Raw genomic sequence first — 24,068 nt, forward strand, 5'->3', positions numbered from 1 at the left:
CTTTATATATAGTTTACCCTTCGTTCTATTTGCTAATCGTTCGATATGAAATGAATCTCCGCCAAACGTTGTGCTGTGTCATTTTTTCTATAAAGCGCAAAACAACGTCTCCGATTCGGATATCATGTACATCTCCGACTTTCTGTGATAATAATATTGCCCATTCACCGGATTCTCGTAACGGGTCTTCCACATGAAAAATACATTCAGAAACTTTTTGCTGCTGATGGAAAGTCGTTCGTGCACCCGTCTTAGCAAGGCCAGCTTTTCGCTTTGCTTCTGGTTCTTCCCATTCGATAAAGAATGGATACGGCAATTCATTGGAGACCCTTTGTTCAATAAACAGCATCTTCCAGCGAAGCAACTCACCATTTTCTGTTTTTCGTGAAGCATTGAGAATTTTAGTTGTCGTGAAACCTTTATTATCGAGTTCAGCTTTCCATTGTTCCATATCCTCAACGGAAAAACAGACAGTTGCCCAGCCGTCACCATATGGCTGATCATGAAAATATTGAGCAATAAGTGGTTGCTCCTCTGCTGCTATTCTCGCTGTGTCCTCATCTACTACTGTCAGCCATTCGATATAGACATTATCAGCATGCAATAACGCATTCGCTGTTCCCCAGTTTTCATGTTGTCCACCAACTACTGCTTGATTACCTTTTGCACGTTGTTCATTGACAATACTTTGAACATCATTCTGAGTGAAATAGACGAGGTGGTCGAGTTTCATAGTAAGCACGCCCTCCTAAATAGATGATTTCCTTCTATCATATCAAACCTGTCCTACCAATCGGGATTCCCCGACCTTTATGTTTTGCCTCATCCGTTATGTGTGTGCTTGAGGTATACACGATACGGAACTATGATGAAAGAAACCCTTACATCATATTAGATCAGCAACAGTCAAAATAAGCTTCAGTGTTTCCCGAAAGGTCAGAATAGTGTAGGATAAAAAGAGAGTTTCAGGAAGATATATGTTCTGATCAAAACAAATGCGGAGGGATTGTATGGTAATCAATTTATTAAAATCTCACTCATCGGTTCGACGTTATAAAGATGAACCGATTTCAAGAGAGACAGTTATGGAACTAGTGAAAGCTGGTCAGCATGCTGCCAGTTCTCATTTCGTGCAAGCATGCACGGTAATGTATGTAACGGACACTGAAAAACGCGGTCAGTTGGCTGAGCTATCCAAGAACCGTCGCCAATTCTATACAGCCGGCGCAGTATTAGTATTTTGTATGGACTATAACCGATTATCTCATGCTGCACGTTTACATGGTCAGGAAATTGACTATACAGTAGCGGAAAATGTATTAGTCGGCGCGATCGATGTCGGTCTTTTCGCACAAAATGTCGTCATTGCTGCCGAATCAAAAGGCTATGGTATTTGCTATATCGGCGGTGTACGGAATGCGATGGAGGAAATTTCAGATGTTTTGGAAATGCCTAAAGGTGTTGTGCCTCTATTCGGATTGTCTATCGGTGTTCCAAATGAATCCAATGGAGTCAAACCACGTTTACCTGTAGAAGCCATTTTGCATGAAAACACGTATAACGAAGAAAAGTATACTGATCTATTACCAGCATATGACGAAATCATGAAAGAATACTATGCGAGCCGTGACTCCAATCAGCGTGATGCGATGTGGACAAAAGAAATGGCTGATTTCCTTGAATCACCAAGAAGAACGGATCTTCAGGCATTCTTACAAAAGCAAGGATTCTTATTGAACTGAAGACAGACAGGAGTGTCAAACGATGTCAGTAGATGACGTGCTGGAACTACTCCAGCGACGCATGACAGATGGAACATTCATCCGTGCGACAATTAGTGGTCCACGAATGAAATCCAATGATGTGAAGCGAATTAAATTAAAACCGCTTGAACTAAAAGGTGAATTTTACATTCAATTTGAATATCAGCATGAACGTGTTCTCAAGCATGATAATGTGGCACTTGAAGATGTGGCGCAACCTCTGCACGATGCCTTAAAAACCTTTAAGCAATTCCATATTGATTTATCAGATGAAACGATGCAGATTCAAATATCCAAGAAGATGAAGGTTTCGATCAAACGCATTTTTCTCAATACCGAAAAGACAGTCGACTATGCGCATAATCGTACGAAAAATTACGCTTTGAATGAAGGGACACCTTACCCATTTCTTGTTCGTCTCGGCGTTCAAACACCTGAAGGTAAGGTCAAAAATCAAAAACATGATAAGTTTCGTCAAATCAATCGCTTCGTCGAACTGATTGATGACACTCTTTCCCACTTGCCGAAAGACCGTCCGATTCGCATACTCGATTTCGGATCGGGTAAATCTTATTTGACGTTCGCACTGTATCATTACTTGCGAATCGAAAAATGCCTGGATATTCGGGTAACGGGACTAGATCTTAAAAAAGAAGTCATTGAAGAATGCCAGGAAATCGCACGTGATTTGCAATATGATCAGCTAGAATTTCTAGTAGGTGATATCAATGAATATGATGGCGATACTGCAGTCGATATGGTCGTCACGCTTCACGCATGTGATGTAGCAACAGATATGGCGTTGGCTAAAGCAGTCAACTGGGGGGCTTCCGTCATACTATCAGTTCCTTGCTGTCAGCATGAGCTGTTTTCACAAGTTCAAGCCCCGGCCCTCGACATCATGTTGCAGCATGGTCTAGTAAAAGAACGTTTTGCTGCACTCGCAACCGATTCCATCCGCGCAGAGTTGCTAAAATTAGTTGGCTATGAAGCACAACTAGTAGAGTTCATCGATATGGAGCACACACCGAAGAACATCTTGATACGTGCTTACCGTACTACTAAGCAACCAACTCCAGAGCAAATTGATCGTTACGTTACATTCAGAAATATGTTGCAGGCGAAGCCTTTCTTAGAGAACGAACTGCAGCCTTTGCTCGGTTTTCTACCAACAGATGACAACCACACTATTTAACAGCATAAAAAGATCACCGCAACGTCTTTTTGACGATACGGTGATCTTTTTACCAAACTTATGATTGCGGCAAGTGCTCGATGATGCGGTCCACTGCTTGTTTAATATAGTTCGGTTCCGTCCCAAGATTTAAACGAATGAAGCCTTTCGAGTTTTCCCCAAACCACTCTCCGTAGTCGATTGCCAGTTTACATGTATCTTGCACAAATTCTTTTACACTGTCTGGCTGGATATGTGCACGCAAGTCAATCCACAATAGGTACGTTCCTTCCAATGGCGTAACGATTAACTTTGGCGCATGCTCTGCGAACTGTTCGACTGCATAGCGTTCATTCGACTTCACGACTTCTCGTAATCCTTCAAGCCAGTCTGCCCCATAATTATACGCCGCCTCTGCAGCCGTCATACCTAGCATATTCACTTCTGTTTGATTCACGGAATTCACAAATGTATCGAACCGCTCTAGCAACGCTTCATTTTCAATGATAATTTGAGATGTTAACAAGCCCGCCAAGTTGAATGTTTTGGAAGCAGAAGTTACTGTAATGACACGCTCAGAGTACTTCCCTCCAGCGACAATTGCAGATGGTATATGTGTATGATCGCCAAACGTCATATCATGATGGATTTCATCCGAGACAACCAGTACGTCATGTTTTTCACAGATTGACAAGAGTTTCTCTGCTTCCTCTGCTGTCCACACACGACCAACGGGATTATGCGGTGTACAATGAATAAATAATTTCACGTCATTCTCAAGTATTTGCTTTTCAAAGTCTTCAAAATCTATTGTGTAAACGCCTGCCGTATTAATGAGTTCACTGCTTATCAGTGTACGGCCAGTATCTTTCACTGCGTTGGCGAAAGGATAATAGACCGGAGATAGAATCATCACTGCATCCTGAGGTTTCGTAAATGCATTCACAAACCAGTATAACGCCGTCACGACGCCTGTTGAAAAACGCATCCATTCCTCTTTCACTTCATAACCATGATGCTCACGTTCCCAATTAATGAACGCTTCAAAATATGATTCAGGTGCATATGTATACCCGAACACCCCAAAGTCCACTTTTTCTTTCAACGCCTCGATCACTTGCTCTGGTGCTTTAAATTCCATATCTGCTACCCAGGCCGCAAGTAAGTCTGCATCGCCGAAACGTTCCTCCAGCTTGTCCCATTTCAGCGAGTTCGTACCCTTTCGATCAATTGCATAACGTTCCAAAAACTCTTCTTTATTCATATAGAAACCTCCTCTGTTATCAATTTCATAGTAGTCATTCTATTCCGATTGTATCATATGTCCCCTTTTGCTTCCTCCGTTGTCGTTATGATTTCTTTTGGGGTATACTAGAGTATTGAAGCGACATTAGTTGGAGGTCATGAAAGTGAGAAAATGGAATACCGCAATCATTTTAACAGCACTATTTTTCATTTGTTCCATCCAGTCTGTCAGTGCACAAACGACAGACGTAAAATATATAGACGTCCCTAATCACCACTGGGCAAAAAATGAAATCATGCAGCTGGATGAAATGAAAATTATCACAGGCAATTTCGATATGCAGTTTCATCCAGAAGCACCACTAACAAAGGGGCAAGCTGCTGTTTCTTTATCTAAAATCTTCGGATCAAAATTCATTGATAAATCTTATGGTTTTTCAGATATTGCATGGGGATCGGATAAAGCACGTTTTGCTTTGACTGCTGTCGAAAACGGCTGGATCCAACCAAGCGAACGTGGAGTTTTCGGCTTTAATGAACCATTGAAGAAGACAGAGCTATGGAATTCACTCATTACGGCCTTTGATATGGAAAAGGACTTCGCTAAAGTGTTATCTACAAGTTGGCCTTCTAGTTCGGATCGAGCTACATTACAAAACATTCCTGTTTATACGTTTCCTCAAGTAGAGGAGTATCTTCATTATGGAGACTCGGTCGTATCGCGAGCATACTTTTCAAAAGCACTGCATCGGATACTAGTGGAAACCAATCGTATAAAACACCCGAAGCAATTCACACTTACCGCTCCGGAAGAGTCCGTTGCCTATAGTAAAAGTGTACCCGGAAATCATTTAGGGAGTGTACCATTCAGTACTCACCCCCTTTATTTACGCTCGGAGGAAGCATTTGAATACAAAGACTTTACACAAATCAATTATGGTTTCTCACGTGATAGTACGTATACGTATTCAGTTGGAACAGATGGGGCAGAAATTAAACTAACTGTTCGTGAATTACCTAATGAAGATGTATTTGTATTCTCGGAACTCAACAATCCAACCGACACATCTATTACGGTAGAAGTACTTCAAAAAGAAGAGGATATTGCCCGTTTTAATTTATTCCGCTATGATCGCTATCCACTCATGCGTGAAAACACAGATTTGACCGATGCGGATATGACAACTTATCCAACAGGATTGTTGCGCTTCATTAAGACAGATGGCTCAGTAGAAGAGCGGATGATTGGACAGGCTTATCTATCCAAACAATTATCTCTCCGCTATGATAATGACGAACAAAGCGTTTCGCGTGAACTTCTTGAAGAGCAAGAGAACTTCACCTATGCGTTAGCTGGAAAAACACTATTATCCTCCTACACACTTCAAGCCGATTCAGGGGAAATTGCTGATCACTGGTATGTCGATTCGGACGAACCATTGTTTAATTCAAAGAATGATATATTTAAGTGGATGAGAGAAACTAGTCAGAATCACAAGAAGCGAAATAATTGGTACACTGCAGATGGTTCGTATAATAAACTGGCTGACTCGACAGAACCAATGCCCGTTTCAGGGCAAAACTACGGACGTACTTTATTGATGCTGAAAGAAGATCGCGCATTGACACTTTATCATGAAAACAAAGGACGTTATTTTGAGAATCTAGTCTATAATGCTTTCGTCAATTTGAAAAACTTCAAGCAGGACAAGGCCTACTGGGAAACAGAAGTAACTAGTACGTATCTCAAAAATTTGTATGATATTCACGCACCATTCATTGATACGCGTTTCAATGAACAAATCGCTTTATTCTATTACAATATCGGTGGTGAGTTCGGGATTCCTTCTGCAAATGAACCACTGCGTAATTATGCTGACCTGCTAGTTTCCCAACAGCAAAAAGGCAATATTAATAGAGTAGCTAGCGATGCCTATTACATTGCGGATTACTTTCCGATCAAACAGAAAGTTACTACCCATACATCCATGAACCATGCACTCGGTGGTATGAATATTCTACTCCTATCTTACCAAGAGTTCGGGGATTGGCGATATCTTCAAACTGCACGCAATATCCAGCGAGCCATTGTCTATCAAAAAGATAAATGGATTCGTGATAACGGAGATATTTGGTATAAGATTTCTCCAGAATCCACTTTTGAGGGGGATGATTATAAACATTTGACACTGGAAGACTTGATTGAATCCTATCAACTTTGGCAGCAAATCGATCCAAGTTACTTGCCTACCCTGAAGCAACTAATTATTTCCAAGGCTACCTTCCTATCCAATGAAAAACTTGGCTATACGACAAAGATTAAAAAGGGCTTGAAGGAAATTGGATTATACGAGTATCTACCAGATGGCGATGAAGTCACCGACGCTTTATAAGCACAATGAAAAAGAGCGACCCTTGCACAATGTGCAGGATCGCTCTTTTTGTTTACTTTTCTTTTTCAAGCAACTCCATTGTTTCATCGAATTCTTTTTCAATAATGGGGTTGTGTTTATACGTTGCTTTACTTACTACAGCCGCAACAAGGAGACAAATCGCGAACCCTGGGACGATTTCATATAGTGAACTCGATAAGAACTTGACGTTACCCCAAACACCGACTGTAATGGCACCAGCGATCATACCGTATAGTGCACCTTTAGCCGTTAGCTTTCTCCAGTATAATGACAAGAGAATAATGGGACCGAATGCTCCACCAAAACCTGCCCAAGCGAATGAAACCAATTTTAAGACAGATTCTTTATTTGGCCAAGCCAGCACCATGGCGACAATCGTCACGAGCAGAACGGCTAGGCGGCCTAAAAATACATAGCGACTATCCGAAGCGTCTGTTTTGAAAACTGCTTTATATAAGTCTTCAATCAAAGCAGATGATGTCACGATCAATTGAGAAGATATCGTACTCATAATAGCTGCCAATACAGCTGCTAGCATGATGCCTGCAATCAACGGATGGAAGATGATCTGTCCGAGAACGATAAAGACCGTTTCCGGATCTGCCAAGTCCGCGCCGCTTTGCTGAAAATACGCGACACCGATTAATGCAGTAGCAATCGCACCTATTAAACTCAGTAACATCCAGCCAATACCGATCCGTCTGGCACTTTTCGTCTCTTTAACAGAGCTGATCGCCATAAAGCGGACGATAATATGCGGCTGGCCGAAGTAACCTAGTCCCCATGCCAGTGAGGAAATGATTCCTACCACACTCACACCTGTTACAAAGTTAAAGAGCGAAGGATCGACTTCTCTTATACTCGCTGCAGTTTCTGAAAATCCACCTGTTATGAAAATACCAAATGAAGGCACTAAAATCAGTGCTAAAAACATAATCAATCCTTGGATGAAATCGGTATAACTTACTGCCAAAAATCCACCGAACAATGTATACGCTAACACTACTACCGATACAATGATGAGCCCTGTATGATATTCTAACCCGAATGAACTTTGAAAGAACTTCCCACCTGCTACCATACCTGAGGATACGTAGAACGTGAAGAATGATAAAATAATGATACCTGAAGCCACCCGTAATAAACGAGAAGTATCTTTTAATCTATTCTCAAGGAAACTCGGAATCGTGATGGAGTTATTCGAAACTTGTGTGTAGACACGTAAACGCGGCGCCACAAACAACCAGTTCAAATAAGCACCTACCGTCAAGCCAATCGCGAGCCAAGCTTCACCTAATCCACTTAAATAAATTGCACCCGGCAGTCCCATCAACAGCCAACCGGACATATCGGAAGCTCCGGCACTTAGTGCTGTAACAGCCGGCCCGAGCGAACGTCCACCAAGCATATAATCCGTCAGGTTCGATGTACGTTTGAACGCATACCAACCAATGAACAGCATAGCCGCCATGTAAACGATTATGGAAATAAGCTGATACATTTGTTCTGTCATACAATCATCTCCTTTTTTCTATCTATGTACTCATACTACCTGATAGGTAGCGCGCTTTGAACCTTTATTTCGAGACTCGTAGAATATAACTATTTTTTCGATACAATTCCCCGTGAAATTACTTCATTTGACATAGAAAACAAAAACGTTTTATTTCCACATGTTATATATATTTTGAAACCATTCTCTCCTTCCTAACGTATAAATACAAACTAAAGGGGGAGATCAAATGTTACACACGACAACTAACATGTTGCAAGGCCGAACAATTGAAACGTATCACGGGATTGTATCAGGGGAAACCATTATGGGAGCAAATATCGTACGGGATATTTTTGCATCTGTCACCGATATTGTAGGCGGACGCAGTGCTGCTTATGAAAGCAAACTAACTGAAGCACGTCAAACAGCACTTGATGAAATGTCCCAGAAAGCGAATGTTATGGGGGCGAACGCTGTTATCGGTGTAGACTTAGATTTCGAAATGGTACGTGAAGGTATGATGATGTGTATCGCAACCGGTACAGCTGTAACGTATCGCGATGGAGAATAATCATATATACAAAAGAGAGGGTACTCCCCTCTCTTTTGTATTACTCTAATATTTCTGCTACGCGCCCTACTTGTCCATCCTCAAGCCGTACTTTAATCCCGTGCGGATGAAAACTGGAATTGGTCAATAAATCTTTTACGACACCTTCTGTTTTCACGCCGCTTCGCTGATCTTTCTTTAAAATAACGGCTACTCGTAATCCAGGTTTTACATCTGCTCTATTCTGTCCATTCATATACTCAACTCTCCTCGTTTTTATTTAGTGTACCATATTCATGAACTCTTTCTCTTCAAGTACATCTGATGAAGGAAGGAATAATGCATGATACAATAAAGGTTATCAAATTAGGAGGGGTTTTCATGCGATTAACAGTATACTTAGCTGGGGAAATTCACACATCTTGGCGAGATGAAGTCAAACAACAAGCAAAGGATTTACAATTACCTGTCGACTTTGTCGGACCCATGGAAGACCATGACCGCTCAGACAATATCGGGGAAGAAATTCTAGGCGAACAACCGGATAAAATATTTAAAGATGCCGCAGCTTCTAGCCTTAATAATTTACGAACGGAAATTTTAATGAAAAAATCAGATGTCGTCATGGCGTTATTTGGCGAACAGTACAAACAGTGGAATACTGCGATGGATGCCAGCGCAGCAGTCGCTTTCGGGAAGCCACTAGTTCTGATCCGTCAGGAAAATCATCACCACCCACTAAAAGAACTATCCCGCAAAGCACATGTTACCGTAGAATCGGTAGATCAAGCAGTCTTAGCTCTGAAATATATTTTTGAGTAAATATGTTAATTACTTACTAGAGGACAAGCCTATCATTTATCGGCTTGTCTTTTTCTTTGTCCACTGATTGCTATGATCTTCACTTGAAACGCCATTTATTTTGGCTAGTATTCACACGTAATAATTTCGTCCAATCCTACCCTAAAGATATAATTTCTTAACTGAAAATTCTATACGTATAGAGTCGGAGCAAATGGTAGAATAGAAGTAGATGAGATAGTGGAAGGGGCAATCGGATCGTGCAGAAAATAGGAATTCGCCAACAATACATAAAAGTATTTATCGTTTCAATAGTCATCACGATTGTCGGAATGGCTAGTATGTATTTCTATGCTAGTAACTCATGGGATGAACTAGAAGATCAACAGCAAGACTCTTATACAAAGTCAAAACTAGTGGAAGATATATCCGATTCAATCCAAGATCTATTCTTTCGGATCCGTGGTTACTATGCTTTTCAAATAGAGGAAGAACTAAACTATGCTTATCAAGCAATCGAAGACATTCATTCTCATTCCAAGGAATTTAAATCGTTTCATTTAAATGCAGAAGAACAACAAATCATTGCCGAAATCGATAACTTCTTAACGGAATACGAAAATGTCACCCTCCCAAAAGCCATTCAATTTGTTGAAGAAAATGATTATGACGGCTTACGGAACTTAGCAAATAGTGGTACCAACCTAACCGTTAATAGCTTCATTAAATATGCCAGTGAATACGAAAATTCTTCAAAGGATAAGCAAAGAAATGCATATGATCAAACGATGCAACAAACTAAAACTTTCTTTTTGATTATCACCATATTTGGCTTTATCTTCTTGCTTATTCCAATCTATATGGTTTGGAACGTTATTCACCGTGTGGTTAAGCCAATAGAAGATATTACGCGTGCGGCAGATCGGTATGAAACAGAAGGTACAGTGCTATTCCAACCTATTCAGACGAAGAATGAAATCGGTGCACTTTCGCAATCCATTCATAAAATGATGGAACGCATTCAAATGAATGAGCAGGAGCTCCTCTCCCAAAATGAAGAATTAATTACACAGCAAGATGAATTATTCAGTCGCCAAACTAAGATGGAATTCGCTTTATCGGAAGCTCGATTTTCACGTGTTCGTTTGGAACGTTACAATGGTTTGAGTCATATCTTATCATTCTCACTGGATAAGCAAGAAGTATGCGACCAAACTTCTGACTATTTAAATCAAATCTATCAATCCGACTTGGGTTTTCTTTGGCTTCCTAGAAGCGGAATTCATACATTAAAGGGAATTTCACAAGAGTTTTTTGATGAAATTAAACGAGAACGGTTGGAATATATAAAAACCAGACTTGAAACAGAGTCCTATTTCATTATTAAACGAGAAGCGGAATATGAAAAAGGCATAGCCGACAATATTACATATGTCTATGATTTTGTGACAGGTGTCTATAATGTCGCAAACGAATTAAGCGTCGTTTCCGTCCTCTCGCGTATCGGCAGGTCATTTACGGAAGACGACCAAAAAGATTTATATGGTTTGCTTAAGCGAATTGCCATTGCGGTGGACCGAATTGAGCAATACGAGCTCATTAGTCATGAACGTCAGTTGAATCAAAACATCCTGGATAGTATCAATGAAGGCATTCGTTTCGTCTCAAATAGAGATGAGAATGATAAGTATAATGCAGCCTTATTCGATTTACTTGGCATGAAACCTGAAACTGAACACAAGATATGGTCTCGAGAAGAGTGGACGGAGGTTTTTCTAAAGCAAATCGATGACCCGGTTCAATACAAAGTATTTCTTGATGAGGCAAACCAATCCGAAGCTACGGAGTTCATTAATAACCAATATATACTTTCATTACCTTCTAACGAATCTCGAGTCATGAATGTGTATAGTGTCCCTATTATTATTCAAGATGAAAGAGTCGGTACGATTTTCGTACACCGTGATATAACTCATGAGCACGAAGTCAATAAAATGAAAACAGAATTGGTTTCGACTGTCAGTCACGAATTACGAACACCTTTATCGAGTATCGTCGGATTCTCTGAGCTTTTACTAAATAAAGATATGGATGATACACGCAAGAAACGTTATCTTGAGACTATTCATAGCGAAGCAAACCGACTAACTGCGCTCATCAATGACTTCTTAGATCTTCAGCGGATGGAATCTGGGCGTCAATCGTACACCGTAGACGATATATCGATCAGTGAAGTGGCTGAAAAAGCTGTGGCTAATTTACTGATTCAATCACCTCGCCATACGATAAACGTGCAAGATCTGACTTATTCATCTATAATCAGAGCCGACTATGATCGTATTTTGCAAGTATTCATGAATTTAATCGGAAATGCCATTAAGTTTTCTCCTGAGGGCGGAAGCGTGAATATCACTCTGTTAAATCAACAGGATGCAGTTACCGTTTCCATAGCGGATGAAGGCATTGGAATTCCTTCAGATACTATCGGACATCTATTTGAAAAATTCTATAGATTCGATAATAGTTACAGTAGAAAAATTGGTGGTACAGGTCTCGGTCTATCTATTTGTAAAGAGATTATTCAAGATCATAATGGACAGATTTGGGTGGATTCTGAAGAAAATGTAGGGACGACTATTTTCTTTGCTCTTCCTTTAAAACAGCAATTACCAACAGAAAATATTGACTTTGATAAACCTTTGGTCGTGATAGTAGAAGATGATGTGAATATTTCTTTATTACTTGGTGAAGAGCTAGCAAGCAATGGTTTTTCAGTCATTCATCATTCCAAGGTGAACAAAGCATTTGCCTGTATAGAAAAAAGGCTACCTACCGCAGTCGTCGTTGATCTAATGTTAGACGAAGGTGAAAATGGTTGGGATCTGATTAACCAAATGAAAGATCACACTCAAACTGAATCAATTCCTATTGTTATATCCTCTTCATTGGAAAAAGAACCGTTACTAATGGAAAAGTTTCATGTCAGTGAATTTTTGACGAAACCTTACCCTCTCAGCGACTTATCAACCATTATCATGGAGACTATAGAACGGTCGGATGGACTGATTTTATATCCAGAGAACGACTAAATAGAACGTCCTTTCCATTATGGAGAGGACGTTCTGTTTTTTATAGATATGCACAGTAATTAAAATAATGATTTAACTAATTCAGCCAGTTCATTTGGACTAAATGGTTTGGGTACGAAATAAGAAGCCCCTTTAGCTAAAGCAAGATCCTGATCTGCTTGCTGCGCTTTCGCAGTGAGCATAATGATAGGTGTTGTTAGTTTTAGCGGTTGTAGATGCTCTAATAATTCCAAACCGGTCATACGTGGCATCATATAGTCTAATAGAATGGCGTCATATGGGTCGCTTTGAATTTTTTCCAATGCTTCTACCCCGTCTTCAGCTTCTTCCACTTGAAATCCTTCAAATTCCAAAGTGTCTGTGAGCAACATGCGCAAAATATCTTCATCATCTACAACTAACACTTTTTTTCCTACATGTGTCAAAGTGGGCATCTCCTTCTAATCTCTTTTATCAAATAACCGGTTAGCTAATTTATCGATTCTTCCGAGGACTTCTGACGGTTGGAATGGCTTAATAATATAGTCGTCTGCTCCAAGCCAGAGTGCCGCCTTAATATCATTCGCACTTTTTCTAGCTGTCATCATGGATACCGTGACGTTTGTTTTCGCATGGTCACTCTTTAATCGACTTAATACTTCAAGACCGTCCATTTTCGGCATGACACCATCAAGTAATACGATAAAATAAGCATCTGGACTATACCAATCATCTTCTAGAAACGAAGGGCCGTCAGCATATGTCTTCACTGTAATATCAATATCCGAAGATTTTAATTCCAGCAACGTTTGCTGAAGGATTTGCCTTATGAATGAGTCGTCGTCAACGATAATGACGATCAATTTTCGCTTTACTACTCTTTTTCTCTGGTCGTAAATCACAGTTTGATTTCGCCCTGAACGCTTTGCTTCATACAGAGCTTGATCAGCAGCAGATATCAAGTTGGCAGTATTCCCTTCATATGTTGCACTGCCTGCTGAGAAGGTCACCTGGAACGTCGCTTCACCTGAAGTGAATATTGCATCATTGAATTTTTCTCGAATTCGCTCAACAGCATGCACAGTATCTTCTGCTTTGATGTTATCAAATAATAAAGCAAACTCTTCCCCGCCATAACGGAATACGTAATCACCTTCGCGCTTTTCTTCTTTAATGATTTTGCCAAAACTCTGCAATACTTCATCGCCTGCAGGATGTCCATACAGATCATTTACTTGTTTAAAGTGATCCAAGTCTATTATGACCAGCGAAAAAACCGCTTCAGATTGATCGGCTTTTTTGGCCAATGTATTAATCGTCTCATCGAAGTAGCGTCGATTTCCAACACCCGTCAAACTATCTGTAATCATACTGCTACTGACCGCATGCTGACGCATTTGCCGATTGAACAAATAAGGGAAAAAGACATCCATATCAAATGGTTTAGGTATCAAATCCATAGCGCCTCTACGATACGTTTCAATTAGAATTTCTTTTGTTACTTCTTCACTCGAGATGGCTAAAGTCGTATTTTTTTGTCGCGCGGGTTCTGCGATTTGATCCAACACTTCAAAGCCTGTCATATCAGGCAACTTTGCATCAATGATCACAATACTTGGTCTCATAGAGTAAAACTGTTCAATTCCACGCTTCCCATTCAATGAAATAATTACTTGAGCTCCAAGCTTCTCAAGCAGCTCTTTTAAATAGGATACGAACTCTAAGTCTTGATCAATAATTAGAATGAACGTTTCCTGATCAAGACGATTGACGTAGCGATCAGGCAATTGAAATTCTTCTTTTTTCACAGCAACGGTATCATCAAAATGCGAACGAATACGATTCTTCAAATTTTCTAATGAAGAAACGGGTATTTTCTGATCGTTGGAAGACGTCAGAATCTCTAACTGTGACGTGCAAAAGAGAGACAACTGTTGTAATCCAATTGTCCCGGACGTTCCCTTCAATTTATGAAGAAAATAATATAACTCTCTTTCCGTTAAACTACCACGCGCTTTCCACTCTTCAAAGATATTCTCTGTTCGTTGTGCGAGCATATTTTGATATTTTTTTTGACTCACTGTTTTCCTCTCCGTTCAGCGAAAGCATTCCCAGCTCGGCCTGTACTTCTGATTCCCCGGTATTCTACTTCTATAAAAAAAGAGCTGGTAATATAGAGTTTCCTATTACCAGCTCAAACGCATATTTACTCTAGACCCATTTCTTCTTTTACTACTTGTGAAATCCGTTCTGCATAGTCTGCACACTGTGCTTCTGTTTCAGATTCGACCATTACGCGGACAAGAGGCTCCGTACCCGAAGGACGCACTAGTACTCTTCCCTGACCGTTCATTTCTTTCTCCACCTCGTTAATAACTCCGACAATACGCATATTATCCATGACCGCATATTTATCCATTACCCGAATATTAATTAGTTTCTGTGGATACACTTTCATTTCACTAGCCAATTCCGATAATTTTTTTCCAGTTTGCTGCATGATATTAACAAGTTGCAATGCCGTCAGTAAGCCATCACCCGTTGTATTGTAATCCATGAAGATAATGTGGCCTGATTGCTCACCACCAAGATTATAATGATTCTTACGCATCTCTTCTACAACGTACCGATCACCTACAGCTGTTTGAACACTCTTCATGCCAAATTCCTCTAGCGCTTTATAGAAGCCCAGATTACTCATCACAGTAGAGACAATAGTGTCTGATTTTAATCTGCCTTTGCTATGTAAATATCGAGCTACGATGAACATAATTTGGTCACCGTCGACAATATTTCCTTTTTCATCAACTGCGATAAGACGATCGCCATCACCATCAAATGCTAGACCGATATCTGCACTCTTTTCTACTACAAGTGCTGCAAGTGTTTCAGGATGTGTAGATCCGACGCCATCATTGATATTCAAGCCGTTTGGAGAAGCACCCATTGTAGTCAAGTCTGCATCCAAGTCTGCAAATACATGGGTTGCCAAGACTGAAGTCGCTCCATGTGCGCAATCGAGCGCTACATGGATATTTTCGAAGTCCTCATCGACAATTTGTTTCAGGTATTGAATATATTTTTGACCGCCTTCGAAGTATTCCGTAATGGTTCCAACACTTCCACCTACCGGACGAGGTAATGTATCTTCTTCTGCATTTAATAATTTTTCGAATTCCTCTTCTTGTGCATCAGTTAATTTAAAGCCGGTATCTCCGAAGAACTTAATTCCATTATCCTCAACCGGATTATGTGATGCTGAAATCATAACGCCTGCTTGCGCGTTCATGACACGTGTTAAATAGGCTACGCCTGGTGTACTAATTACGCCTAACTTCATAACTTCCACACCAACAGATAATAGGCCTGCAATTAAGGCATTTTCAAGCATTAAACCAGAAATCCGTGTATCTCTTCCCACTAGCACTTCCGCTTTTTCTTCTGTATCTTTAGTGAATAAATATCCACCGATTCTGCCTAATTTAAATGCCAGTTCAGGTGTAAGTTCCTTGTTCGCTACACCTCTGACGCCATCTGTTCCAAAATACTGTGTCATGTTGTATTCTTCCTTTCGATCTGATCTTAGTAGATCACGTTTGGTACGAGCTTTACGATTCTTTACTATCATCCGTCTTTTTCGATACGTTAGAAGTTTCACCTGAAACTTTCACCTGAACTTTTAATTTGGCAGGTGTCACTTTAGTAATTCCTTCAGGTTTCTTTACATCTACTTCCACTTTACCAGATTTAGTTATTTTAGTAATATCCAGTTCTACTGGAATTTCTTTGATTGCATCCACTGTACTCTTTGGACCGTGAATGCGGACTGATTGATTCTCGGGTACAGCACTTTCAATAGTTATTCCAGTCGGTGATTGGCCCTTTTGTTGCAACTTTAACGGAATTTCACGACTATATTCCTGAACATCCACTTTGACCGTGACCTCTTCCGGATCCAATGCAACGGAGAGCTTATTCAAGTCGCGATCCAATACGCGAACACGAGATTTTTGCTCAAAAGGTTTATCTAGGCTACCGTCACTTGTAATAGAAACTTTTACGAAACTAATTGCATCCACAACACTTTTCGCACCTGTAACATTAATCGAGGAGGGTTGGACTCCCATGCTTTTCACTTCATAGCCTTCTGCTAGCAATCTAGTATTCATCTCTGGATCGACACGAAATGATTGAGTTACCTTTTCCTCAATGTTAATAGTCACTGTTGCAGGGTCAAGTCGAACATCCAGTTTATCTGATAAATTTTCTGCTTGTATACGTACGTTATGTTCACCGAGTGTCAAATTTTGCAAATCCAATTTCAATGTGAAATCTTTTAACAATTTAGTAGTCTGTACAATTTGGGCCGGCCCTTCAATTGTCATATTGACCATGTCAGGTACTCCGGTTACTACCAAATTCTCCGTATCGTAATATACTTCCACAGGTACATCTTGCATGAGATCAAACATATCACCTATTGTATTACGACTAGATTGATCCTCAGCTTTTACTGATAAAAACAGCATAATGGCTAAAAAAAGAGCAGTCAGTCGTAAAAACCAGGGGCTATCCATGAATTTATCCATTTTTTCTCTTCCCCCACTTCCATAGAGAAGTATCTGTTTGTCCTGTTGTGTTACCGAACCAGGAAATACGTAATAGTTTTTCGAACTCCTCGATATCTAATTTACGATTGATTTCCCCTTCTACAGCTAGACTGATGGCACCGGTTTCTTCTGAAACAATGATGGTTACCGAATCAGTGACCTCACTGATACCAAGCGCAGCACGATGTCGTGTACCGAGCTCTTTGGAAATAAATGCACTTTCCGACAAAGGTAAATAACAACCCGCAGCAGCAATACGATTTTTCGTCACTATGACTGCACCGTCATGCAGTGGTGTGTTTGGAATGAAAATATTGATAAGAAGTTCGGAAGTAATATGTGAATTCATAGGGGTACCTGTTTCGATATATTCACTAAGACCTGTTTCTTTCTCAATTGTGATTAACGCACCAATTCGTCGCTTCGCCATATAGCTAACGGATTTGACGAATGCCTCAATCAAGCGGTCACGTTCTTCTTCCTCCTGCATAGCAGTCCGCGCAAAGAGCCTCCCCCGTCCTAGTTGCTCCAATGCTCTACGTAATTCAGGTTGGAATATGATGATTGCAGCCAAAAAACCGAATCGAAGTACTTCCTCCATCATCCATTGGAGGGTCTTCAAGCCGAGCCATTCCGTAATATAGCGACCGATTAAAATCACAAAAATACCTTTCAATAATTGAACAGCTTTTGTTCCTTTAATAATAGTAATTAATTTATAGAATACGAACCAAACAAGAAGCACATCCACAATATTTTTCAGTATTTCTATTGGTGCTAATGTTGTTACTTGCTCCAAACCCGGCATGTGCTTCCCCTACCTTTTAAAAAAGTTCTTATGCATCTAGTATAACATAATTCCCAACTAACATGCCCAACTAAAAGGTAGTGAGCATCTGAATGTAAATCAAAAAAGTGATGCGTAAGCTCGGAAGCCGCATCACTTTACAATCTATTTCGTCATTCATTTTCAAGCTTTTGTTGCTTCGACGCAGGAATAATATCTTTTGCAACAGATTTCATCTTATACCACAGCCAATCAAAGATCTCATTGATTTCTTCACTTGATCCCGTTATAACCGCCGTTGAAGCCATATACTTGGAACCTTTAATGACTGTGACATTGCCATCCACTTCCCCTTCAATTCGAAGGTCCCCATTCTTCACGACTAGGTCTCCTACAACCGTTTCGCCTGCCGGTACAACCACCGTTTCCCCTTCAACAACTAAATTAGGCTGTTTTGTAAATGAAAACTGCTGTTCATTTTCAAAACTCGAGAAAAAAGATGCACTCATCAGTAGTAAAAACATCGCAGCCGCCACCATAAATGGATGCTGACGAAACCACTTATTCGGACCTTTCTTGATCATCTGTTTCGGCAATCTTGCCGTCACGCCATCAACAAATCCAGCAGGCGCTTCCACTACATCGACACCCTTAAATAAAGTAACAGTTTGCTCTAGTTCCTCAAATATTACTCTACACTCTTCACATAACTTCAAATGGTCGTTCATAATCTGCTCTTCTTCATTGGTGATTTCACCATCTAAAAACGCATGCATATAATGGACAACATGTTTAGGACATTTTTCCATGAATCCAACCTCCTACATACTACCCATTTGTTGTCGAAGCGCTTCTCTTCCTCGATGCACTCGTGTTTTTACCGTACCAAGTGGCATCTCCAAAATGTCGGCGATTTCCTGCAACTGTAGGTCTTCCATATATCGCAAAATAATAATCGTACGGTATTTATCGGGCAGCCTGTTTACTTCGTATTGAACACGATCTTTCATTTCCATCTTCTCTACTTCTTCTTCCGGTAACTGATGATCCGTTGCGATTTGCGAATACATATCCAAGCCTTCCGTTCCTGGCACCGTAGCATCCAAGTAGTAATCAGGTTTTTTCTTACGAATGCGGTCAATACATAAATTGGTCGCAATACGGTACAACCAAGTAGAAAATTTTCGCTTTTGATCATAGGTTTCCAAGTTTACATAGGCTCGCACAAAGGCTTCTTGTGCAATATCTTCCGCCTCTGCTGCATTGTTCAACATTCGGTAACATACTTGATATAGACGGTGCTGAAAATGGATGACGATTTCCTCAAAAGCTTCCTGATTACCATGTAAAACTTCTTTTACTCGTTTGTTAATTAATTCGTCCAATAGGCTTCACTCTCCGCTCCTATGCGGCTGTCCCTTTATATACGTTAGAAACTTCATTTAGTTTCACTTTTTTTATTTATTATGTCCATCTCTACTTTATCATTATTTCAGCTATCTGTGGTAGTAATTTCCTTAATAGAAAAAAGTGATCAAAACCCGCAGGCTTTAATCACTTCCACAAATTATATTAGCTTTTCACCAAATAACGAACCCATCAGTCCAACTGCCACATCAGCTGTCTTATTGTACTCATCCAGTATAGGGTTTACCTCAACGAACTCCGCGGATGTAATGACATTTGCATCTTCTAGCAATTCCATCGCCAGATGACTTTCACGGTAGGTGATCCCACCTGGCACCGGCGTTCCAACTCCTGGGGTATACAACGGATCCAAACCGTCCAAGTCTAATGACAAATGAACACCATCTACTTGTCTTGAAGCAAAATATTTAAGTGTTTGCTGTATCACTGCTGACATACCATAACAATCAATTTCATGCATAGTAAACACTTTTACGCCTTTTTCTTTAATTAATTGTCGTTCACCAGGATCCACTGAGCGCGCTCCGATGATTACCACGTTTTCAGGATTGATTTTCGCTCCTTTATTATGCACATTCACTAGTTGCTCATGTCCCAACCCCATGCTGACCGCGAGTGGCATACCGTGGATATTTCCTGACGGAGAGGTTTCGCTTGTATTCATATCTGCATGCGCATCGTACCAAATCACACCAAGATTTGTATAGTGTTCCGCCAACCCTGCAAGTGTGCCTATTGCAATACTATGGTCTCCGCCAAGCACTAATGGAAACTTCTTGTTCTTTACAATAGCCGAAACTGTCGCAGCAAGCTCTTCGGCCGCTTCTGTCACCTCTGTTAAGTTCTTCAATCCCGCTTCATTACACGATAAATCGTGAACAGGAGAAACAGAAATATTCCCTCCGTCTGTGACGTGATGACCCAAAGCTTGTAGACGCTCTACCGCTCCTGCATATCGAATTGCACTCGGCCCCATATCCACTCCACGTCGGCTCTGGCCAAGATCTACGGGCACTCCGATTAAAGAAATATCTAGTTCGCGCATAACTAATCCTCCCACCTGATATTTATATTTTTAAGTAGAACCGTATTCTCTTATCTCTTTCGCGTTTTCTAGTGACATGGGTCGACCGTAATAATAGCCCTGACCTTCGCGACACCCTAAGTTGTAGAGCATTTTTGCCTGCTCTGGTAATTCTATTCCTTCAGCCACTACGTTTAACCCTGCGGTATCAGCAAGAGTTACAATCGCTTTGATAATAGCTTGACTGTTCTCATTTTCCAATACATCCCTCACAAATGCCATATCAATTTTCAACGTATCGGCTGGGAGTTCTTTAATATAACTAAACGTACTATAACCGGTCCCGAAGTCGTCAATCGCAACAGTAATACCTTCACTTCGAAGTCTTTGAATGGATTCTTTCATACCTTCCGTATCGATAAATGAACTTTCCGTCAGTTCCAACTCTAGCATCTCAGGTGGTACATGGTATTCCTTAATAATATTCAAGACAGTGTCAACAAAGCCCTCTTCTTTCATTTGGACTGTGGAGACATTTACAGCGAATCGGCAGGTTTCACCAGCCGCCACCTCTATCTCTGCGCGCTTACACACTTCACGTAAAATCCATTCACCTAGCGGTACGATAATTTTCGTTTCCTCGGCTAGCGGAATGAATTTACTAGGAGGAATCACTCCTAAATCTGGATGATTCCAACGTACAAGCGCTTCTACGCCTGTCAATTCGCCAGTATCCAATAACACTTTCGGCTGATACTCAAGATAAAAGTGTTGTTGTTGCACACTTTTACGTAATTCATTTTCCAACAAAATTCGCTCTAACGACATCTTTGAAGTACCGGGCTTGTACAGTACAGTATCCCCGCCACCACGTAACTTGACCTTACTTAACGCCAATGTGGCTTTAGTGATCAAATCAGAAGGGTGATCGGCGTGTTCAGGATACATAGAAACACCACAACTTATAGACAATGTGTAGGTTTGTTTTCCAACTTGGATAGGCTTTTCTAAGAAAGTACGAATATCTTCCGCATGATTATAAAACTCTTCTGCGTCTAGCAATCCATGTATGATGAAGGCAAATTCATCTCCCGCAATACGCGCTAACAGGCTTTCAGGACCTGTTCTCTCTTTCAGCCTTTCTCCGACCATCGCCAATAAATAGTCTCCTGCTTCATGCCCAAGTAAATCATTTGCATAGCGTAGTCGATCAATATTCATATGAACGAGAGCAAATATTTGCTTGCGGGTACGTGCTCTTTCAAATGCTAGCGCCATCTGTTCCCTAAATGAATTACGATTCATTAAGGAAGTCAATTGGTCATTGTAGACAAGGTATTTGATTTTCTCGTCTGATTTCACACGTTCTGTGACATCACGCATGACGACTAATAGTTTGTCTTCATATTCAACTGATTCCCTCACTTTATCAATCTTTGCCTCCATGAAGTGCAATCTATTTTTACTATCTAGAAAAGGATACTCCAAATTGAGTGCTTGGTACTGATATCTCCCAAATTGCAAAATTTTCTTTTCTACCTTTTGGCGGTTTTGCTTATAAATATATGAATAGAATGAATTGGAAAGTAGTTCGTCCACTGAATGCCCAAGAAGCTTCTGAAAGGATGGTGAAACATAGTAGAATTTCCCGTGCCGATCAATGACGGCAATATAGTCAGATGCATTATCTGTAATAATTTCGTATAGATCTGCATTTTTTCGGATTTCTAGTTCCATTTTCTTTCTCTCGGAAATGTCATAGCGAATTGCGATATATTGATAGGGTTTTCCTTTATGATTTAAAAATGCGACGATCGTTGTGTCTACCCAGTAAGTTGTTCCATCCTTGGCACGATTACATATATCGCCACGCCAAGTCTTGCCCGCCCCAATCGTTGCCCACATCTCTTTAAAGAATGCTGCATCATGATGACCCGAGTTGACAATGCGTTGATTAGCACCAATTAATTCTTCTCTTGAGTATTTTGAAATTTTTTCGAAGTGTTCGTTGGCATATTGAATCGTTCCTTTTGAGTCGGTGATTGCGACGATAGCTGCCTGTTCTAATGTATAGGCAATATCACTAAGAACCTTTTGCAATTCTTTTTCACTACTAGACTCAACAAGTGCATTCATGCCGTTTAGAAATTCTTGCATAGCTATATCACAATCCCTATATCTGGTTATTTTTCGTCATGCATACAAGATTAAATACCTATATGTGTTACAGATTATTATACATGATTATTCAAATTGTTCTATATGTTTAAGTATTTTATCCAACAAAAAAACCCTTTATTTTTAAAAAATAAAGGGTTTGGATATTTTAAATATAGAATTGTACGTACGTTAGTAAAATGGCTGGGGTAGCTGGATTCGAACCAACGAGTGACGGAGTCAAAGTCCGTTGCCTTACCGCTTGGCTATACCCCAACGAATAGCTGGTTATTCTTTTCTAAAGGTAAAACAAACATGGTGGTGGGGGACGGATTCGAACCGCCGAACCCGGAGGGAGCGGATTTACAGTCCGCCGCGTTTAGCCACTTCGCTACCCCACCGTGTTAAAATTGCGATAAGCTTCGCATTGCTGTTTTTCTTCAAAACTTTAAATGGTGACCCCTACGGGATTCGAACCCGTGATACCGCCGTGAAAGGGCGGTGTCTTAACCGCTTGACCAAGGGGCCATAAAAGTGTTCATGGAGCTTCCAGCCGGACTCGAACCGGCGACTTCTTCCTTACCATGGAAGCACTCTACCTGCTGAGCTATGGAAGCATAAAAAATGGCTCCGCAGGTAAGACTCGAACTTACGACCGATCGGTTAACAGCCGATTGCTCTACCACTGAGCTACTGCGGAATAATATTATATGTAGTACGTTTGACGACAAAAACCATTATAGCATGCTTGCTAACTCTCTGCAACAAATACTTTTAAATCACTCAAGCTTTTTTAATTATAGTGGGCTTAGTCATATACGTCAAGGGTTTTTCATACAATAGTTTAGACTTCACATAGTTAAGGAGATTGGCATGATAAAAAAACTTCTCTTCCTTCTTGTATTGACTGCACTATTCTTAGCTTTTATCCCTCAATTGGCCAAGCCTTCTTCTACCTTGAAGGCGGTTTTCCGATTGACTGAACAACCTGCAGTGATAGTGAAAGGTACACAAGGTTCGGCATTGACCATCAATATTTCATTCGGTGATAAAGAAGTGGAGGAACTTCTTGAAAAATTGTCGCAGCCCTATCCTTTATTATTTATCGATAGTGACTGGGCTTCACGCTTCCCTCATATTACAGAGCAAATTAAACAGCGTTCTCTACCTGTCGCATTACTCGGTACAGAGGGTCAACAGTATGAAAACGATCCAAACCTGTTGAGCGAGCAACTTCAAACGTTTGAAGAATTGTTTAGCAAGCGACCTCTTTGGTTCCGTACGACAGATGAAGAATTCCCCTTAGCGCTGCTGCAAGAATTAAGCGAAGCAGAAATCAACGCCCTTGGATCTACTGTCCAGTGGTCTGGCGGCGCATTACCGAAAGCTTCTAAGGGCGAAATTATTGCCGTTCCATATGCCCGTAACGAACACGTAGCTACAGCTGAGATTCAGCGATTAATTGCCAGCCGTACTTTTCAATCCGTAGAGGACTTGTTATTTCGGTCAACTGTAAAAACAAAAAAAATTCCACAATAAAAAACTGACGGGA

20 protein-coding genes and 5 tRNA genes are annotated in these 24,068 nt (G+C 40.6%); 7 read left to right on the forward strand and 18 right to left on the reverse strand.

The window, feature by feature from the left end; genetic code table 11:
* Nucleotides 1–25 precede the first annotated feature (25 nt).
* A complete protein-coding gene (locus tag CSV80_RS04250; protein ID WP_099669896.1) occupies nt 26–733 on the reverse strand; it encodes a VOC family protein in 708 nt (235 codons plus the stop codon).
* A 277-nt stretch (nt 734–1,010) separates the two neighbouring features.
* On the opposite strand from CSV80_RS04250, the gene nfsA reads away from it, so the two are divergent.
* Together nfsA and CSV80_RS04260 are read left to right on the forward strand one after the other, a co-directional pair.
* Nucleotides 1,011–1,742: an oxygen-insensitive NADPH nitroreductase gene (nfsA, locus tag CSV80_RS04255; protein ID WP_099669897.1), complete on the forward strand. Its 732-nt coding sequence runs from the start codon at nt 1,011–1,013 to the stop codon at nt 1,740–1,742.
* A 22-nt stretch (nt 1,743–1,764) separates the two neighbouring features.
* A complete protein-coding gene (locus CSV80_RS04260) occupies nt 1,765–2,958 on the forward strand; it encodes a class I SAM-dependent methyltransferase (protein WP_099669898.1) in 1,194 nt (397 codons plus the stop codon).
* A gap of 58 nt (nt 2,959–3,016) precedes the next feature.
* Here CSV80_RS04260 and CSV80_RS04265 read toward each other — a convergent pair whose 3' ends face one another.
* Nucleotides 3,017–4,201, reverse strand: a complete 1,185-nt coding sequence (locus CSV80_RS04265; protein ID WP_099669899.1) for a MalY/PatB family protein — start codon at nt 4,199–4,201, stop codon at nt 3,017–3,019.
* Between the two features lie 145 nt (nt 4,202–4,346).
* Here CSV80_RS04265 and CSV80_RS04270 point away from each other — a divergent pair, with 145 nt between their 5' ends.
* Nucleotides 4,347–6,575 (forward strand): S-layer homology domain-containing protein, encoded by a 2,229-nt coding sequence (locus CSV80_RS04270; protein WP_158231859.1) that lies wholly within the window; start codon nt 4,347–4,349, stop codon nt 6,573–6,575.
* Nucleotides 6,576–6,627: 52 nt separating this feature from the next.
* Here the strand turns inward: CSV80_RS04270 and putP are convergent, their stop codons facing one another.
* Entirely contained in the window at nt 6,628–8,109 is a 1,482-nt protein-coding gene (gene putP, locus CSV80_RS04275; protein ID WP_099669901.1) for a sodium/proline symporter PutP, read from the reverse strand.
* Nucleotides 8,110–8,338: 229 nt separating this feature from the next.
* Here putP and CSV80_RS04280 point away from each other — a divergent pair, with 229 nt between their 5' ends.
* Nucleotides 8,339–8,662 (forward strand): YbjQ family protein, encoded by a 324-nt coding sequence (locus tag CSV80_RS04280; RefSeq protein ID WP_099669902.1) that lies wholly within the window; start codon nt 8,339–8,341, stop codon nt 8,660–8,662.
* A 40-nt stretch (nt 8,663–8,702) separates the two neighbouring features.
* On the opposite strand, the gene CSV80_RS04285 is transcribed toward CSV80_RS04280, so the two are convergent.
* The gene (locus CSV80_RS04285; protein WP_099669903.1) at nt 8,703–8,897 is read right to left on the reverse strand and encodes a YwbE family protein; all 195 of its coding nucleotides are present in this window, start codon (nt 8,895–8,897) and stop codon (nt 8,703–8,705) included.
* Between the two features lie 125 nt (nt 8,898–9,022).
* On the opposite strand from CSV80_RS04285, the gene CSV80_RS04290 reads away from it, so the two are divergent.
* A complete protein-coding gene (locus CSV80_RS04290; RefSeq protein WP_099669904.1) occupies nt 9,023–9,463 on the forward strand; it encodes a YtoQ family protein in 441 nt (146 codons plus the stop codon).
* A 239-nt stretch (nt 9,464–9,702) separates the two neighbouring features.
* The gene (locus tag CSV80_RS04295; RefSeq protein WP_099669905.1) at nt 9,703–12,531 is read left to right on the forward strand and encodes an ATP-binding protein; all 2,829 of its coding nucleotides are present in this window, start codon (nt 9,703–9,705) and stop codon (nt 12,529–12,531) included.
* A 59-nt stretch (nt 12,532–12,590) separates the two neighbouring features.
* Here the strand turns inward: CSV80_RS04295 and CSV80_RS04300 are convergent, their stop codons facing one another.
* The 14 genes from CSV80_RS04300 to CSV80_RS04365 all read right to left on the reverse strand — a co-directional run bounded on the left by CSV80_RS04300 (nt 12,591) and on the right by CSV80_RS04365 (nt 23,216).
* Nucleotides 12,591–12,956, reverse strand: a complete 366-nt coding sequence (locus tag CSV80_RS04300) for a response regulator transcription factor (protein WP_255407632.1) — start codon at nt 12,954–12,956, stop codon at nt 12,591–12,593.
* Nucleotides 12,957–12,971: 15 nt separating this feature from the next.
* Nucleotides 12,972–14,591, reverse strand: coding sequence for a diguanylate cyclase (locus tag CSV80_RS04305; protein ID WP_099669907.1), 1,620 nt, complete (start codon nt 14,589–14,591; stop codon nt 12,972–12,974).
* Between the two features lie 125 nt (nt 14,592–14,716).
* Nucleotides 14,717–16,066: a phosphoglucosamine mutase gene (gene glmM, locus CSV80_RS04310; RefSeq protein WP_099669908.1), complete on the reverse strand. Its 1,350-nt coding sequence runs from the start codon at nt 16,064–16,066 to the stop codon at nt 14,717–14,719.
* Nucleotides 16,067–16,118: 52 nt separating this feature from the next.
* Nucleotides 16,119–17,099, reverse strand: coding sequence for a CdaR family protein (locus tag CSV80_RS04315; protein WP_099669909.1), 981 nt, complete (start codon nt 17,097–17,099; stop codon nt 16,119–16,121).
* Complete coding sequence (gene cdaA / locus CSV80_RS04320) at nt 17,092–17,928, reverse strand: diadenylate cyclase CdaA (protein WP_099669910.1); 837 nt, start codon at nt 17,926–17,928, stop codon at nt 17,092–17,094. The genes CSV80_RS04315 and cdaA overlap by 8 nt, the downstream gene beginning before the upstream one ends.
* Before the next feature lie 152 nt (nt 17,929–18,080).
* A complete protein-coding gene (locus CSV80_RS04325) occupies nt 18,081–18,716 on the reverse strand; it encodes an anti-sigma factor family protein (RefSeq protein ID WP_099669911.1) in 636 nt (211 codons plus the stop codon).
* Between the two features lie 12 nt (nt 18,717–18,728).
* Complete coding sequence (gene sigW / locus CSV80_RS04330; protein ID WP_029053228.1) at nt 18,729–19,292, reverse strand: RNA polymerase sigma factor SigW; 564 nt, start codon at nt 19,290–19,292, stop codon at nt 18,729–18,731.
* Between the two features lie 182 nt (nt 19,293–19,474).
* Nucleotides 19,475–20,380 (reverse strand): arginase, encoded by a 906-nt coding sequence (rocF, locus tag CSV80_RS04335; RefSeq protein WP_099669912.1) that lies wholly within the window; start codon nt 20,378–20,380, stop codon nt 19,475–19,477.
* A gap of 30 nt (nt 20,381–20,410) precedes the next feature.
* Entirely contained in the window at nt 20,411–22,516 is a 2,106-nt protein-coding gene (locus CSV80_RS04340; RefSeq protein WP_099669913.1) for a sensor domain-containing protein, read from the reverse strand.
* Between the two features lie 201 nt (nt 22,517–22,717).
* Nucleotides 22,718–22,792, reverse strand: a tRNA-Gln gene (locus CSV80_RS04345).
* 40 nt (nt 22,793–22,832) lie between these two features.
* A tRNA-Tyr gene (locus CSV80_RS04350) sits at nt 22,833–22,917 on the reverse strand.
* Between the two features lie 52 nt (nt 22,918–22,969).
* Nucleotides 22,970–23,044, reverse strand: a tRNA-Glu gene (locus tag CSV80_RS04355).
* Nucleotides 23,045–23,057: 13 nt separating this feature from the next.
* A tRNA-Thr gene (locus CSV80_RS04360) sits at nt 23,058–23,133 on the reverse strand.
* Nucleotides 23,134–23,141: 8 nt separating this feature from the next.
* Nucleotides 23,142–23,216 (reverse strand) — tRNA-Asn (locus CSV80_RS04365).
* A gap of 173 nt (nt 23,217–23,389) precedes the next feature.
* Here CSV80_RS04365 and CSV80_RS04370 point away from each other — a divergent pair.
* Nucleotides 23,390–24,055: a polysaccharide deacetylase family protein gene (locus CSV80_RS04370; protein ID WP_099669914.1), complete on the forward strand. Its 666-nt coding sequence runs from the start codon at nt 23,390–23,392 to the stop codon at nt 24,053–24,055.
* The last annotated feature ends 13 nt before the right edge of the window (nt 24,056–24,068 follow it).

The sequence above is a fragment of the Sporosarcina sp. P12(2017) genome, assembly GCF_002743035.1.
GTDB classification, from domain to species: Bacteria; Bacillota; Bacilli; order Bacillales_A; family Planococcaceae; genus Sporosarcina; species Sporosarcina ureae.

Excerpts from the sequence above, each read along its gene's own strand:
- CSV80_RS04325 (WP_099669911.1), bottom strand. The coding sequence starts at position 18,716 with ATGGAAAAATGTCCTAAACATGTTGTCCATTATATGCATGCGTTTTTA.
- CSV80_RS04340 (WP_099669913.1), bottom strand. The coding sequence starts at position 22,516 with ATGCAAGAATTTCTAAACGGCATGAATGCACTTGTTGAGTCTAGTAGT.
- CSV80_RS04285 (WP_099669903.1), bottom strand. The coding sequence starts at position 8,897 with ATGAATGGACAGAATAGAGCAGATGTAAAACCTGGATTACGAGTAGCC.
- CSV80_RS04280 (WP_099669902.1), top strand. The coding sequence starts at position 8,339 with ATGTTACACACGACAACTAACATGTTGCAAGGCCGAACAATTGAAACG.
- CSV80_RS04265 (WP_099669899.1), bottom strand. The coding sequence starts at position 4,201 with ATGAATAAAGAAGAGTTTTTGGAACGTTATGCAATTGATCGAAAGGGT.
- CSV80_RS04290 (WP_099669904.1), top strand. The coding sequence starts at position 9,023 with ATGCGATTAACAGTATACTTAGCTGGGGAAATTCACACATCTTGGCGA.
- CSV80_RS04250 (WP_099669896.1), bottom strand. The coding sequence starts at position 733 with ATGAAACTCGACCACCTCGTCTATTTCACTCAGAATGATGTTCAAAGT.
- rocF (WP_099669912.1), bottom strand. The coding sequence starts at position 20,380 with ATGCGCGAACTAGATATTTCTTTAATCGGAGTGCCCGTAGATCTTGGC.
- CSV80_RS04260 (WP_099669898.1), top strand. The coding sequence starts at position 1,765 with ATGTCAGTAGATGACGTGCTGGAACTACTCCAGCGACGCATGACAGAT.
- putP (WP_099669901.1), bottom strand. The coding sequence starts at position 8,109 with ATGACAGAACAAATGTATCAGCTTATTTCCATAATCGTTTACATGGCG.
- CSV80_RS04370 (WP_099669914.1), top strand. The coding sequence starts at position 23,390 with ATGATAAAAAAACTTCTCTTCCTTCTTGTATTGACTGCACTATTCTTA.
- cdaA (WP_099669910.1), bottom strand. The coding sequence starts at position 17,928 with ATGCCGGGTTTGGAGCAAGTAACAACATTAGCACCAATAGAAATACTG.
- glmM (WP_099669908.1), bottom strand. The coding sequence starts at position 16,066 with ATGACACAGTATTTTGGAACAGATGGCGTCAGAGGTGTAGCGAACAAG.
- CSV80_RS04315 (WP_099669909.1), bottom strand. The coding sequence starts at position 17,099 with ATGGATAAATTCATGGATAGCCCCTGGTTTTTACGACTGACTGCTCTT.
- nfsA (WP_099669897.1), top strand. The coding sequence starts at position 1,011 with ATGGTAATCAATTTATTAAAATCTCACTCATCGGTTCGACGTTATAAA.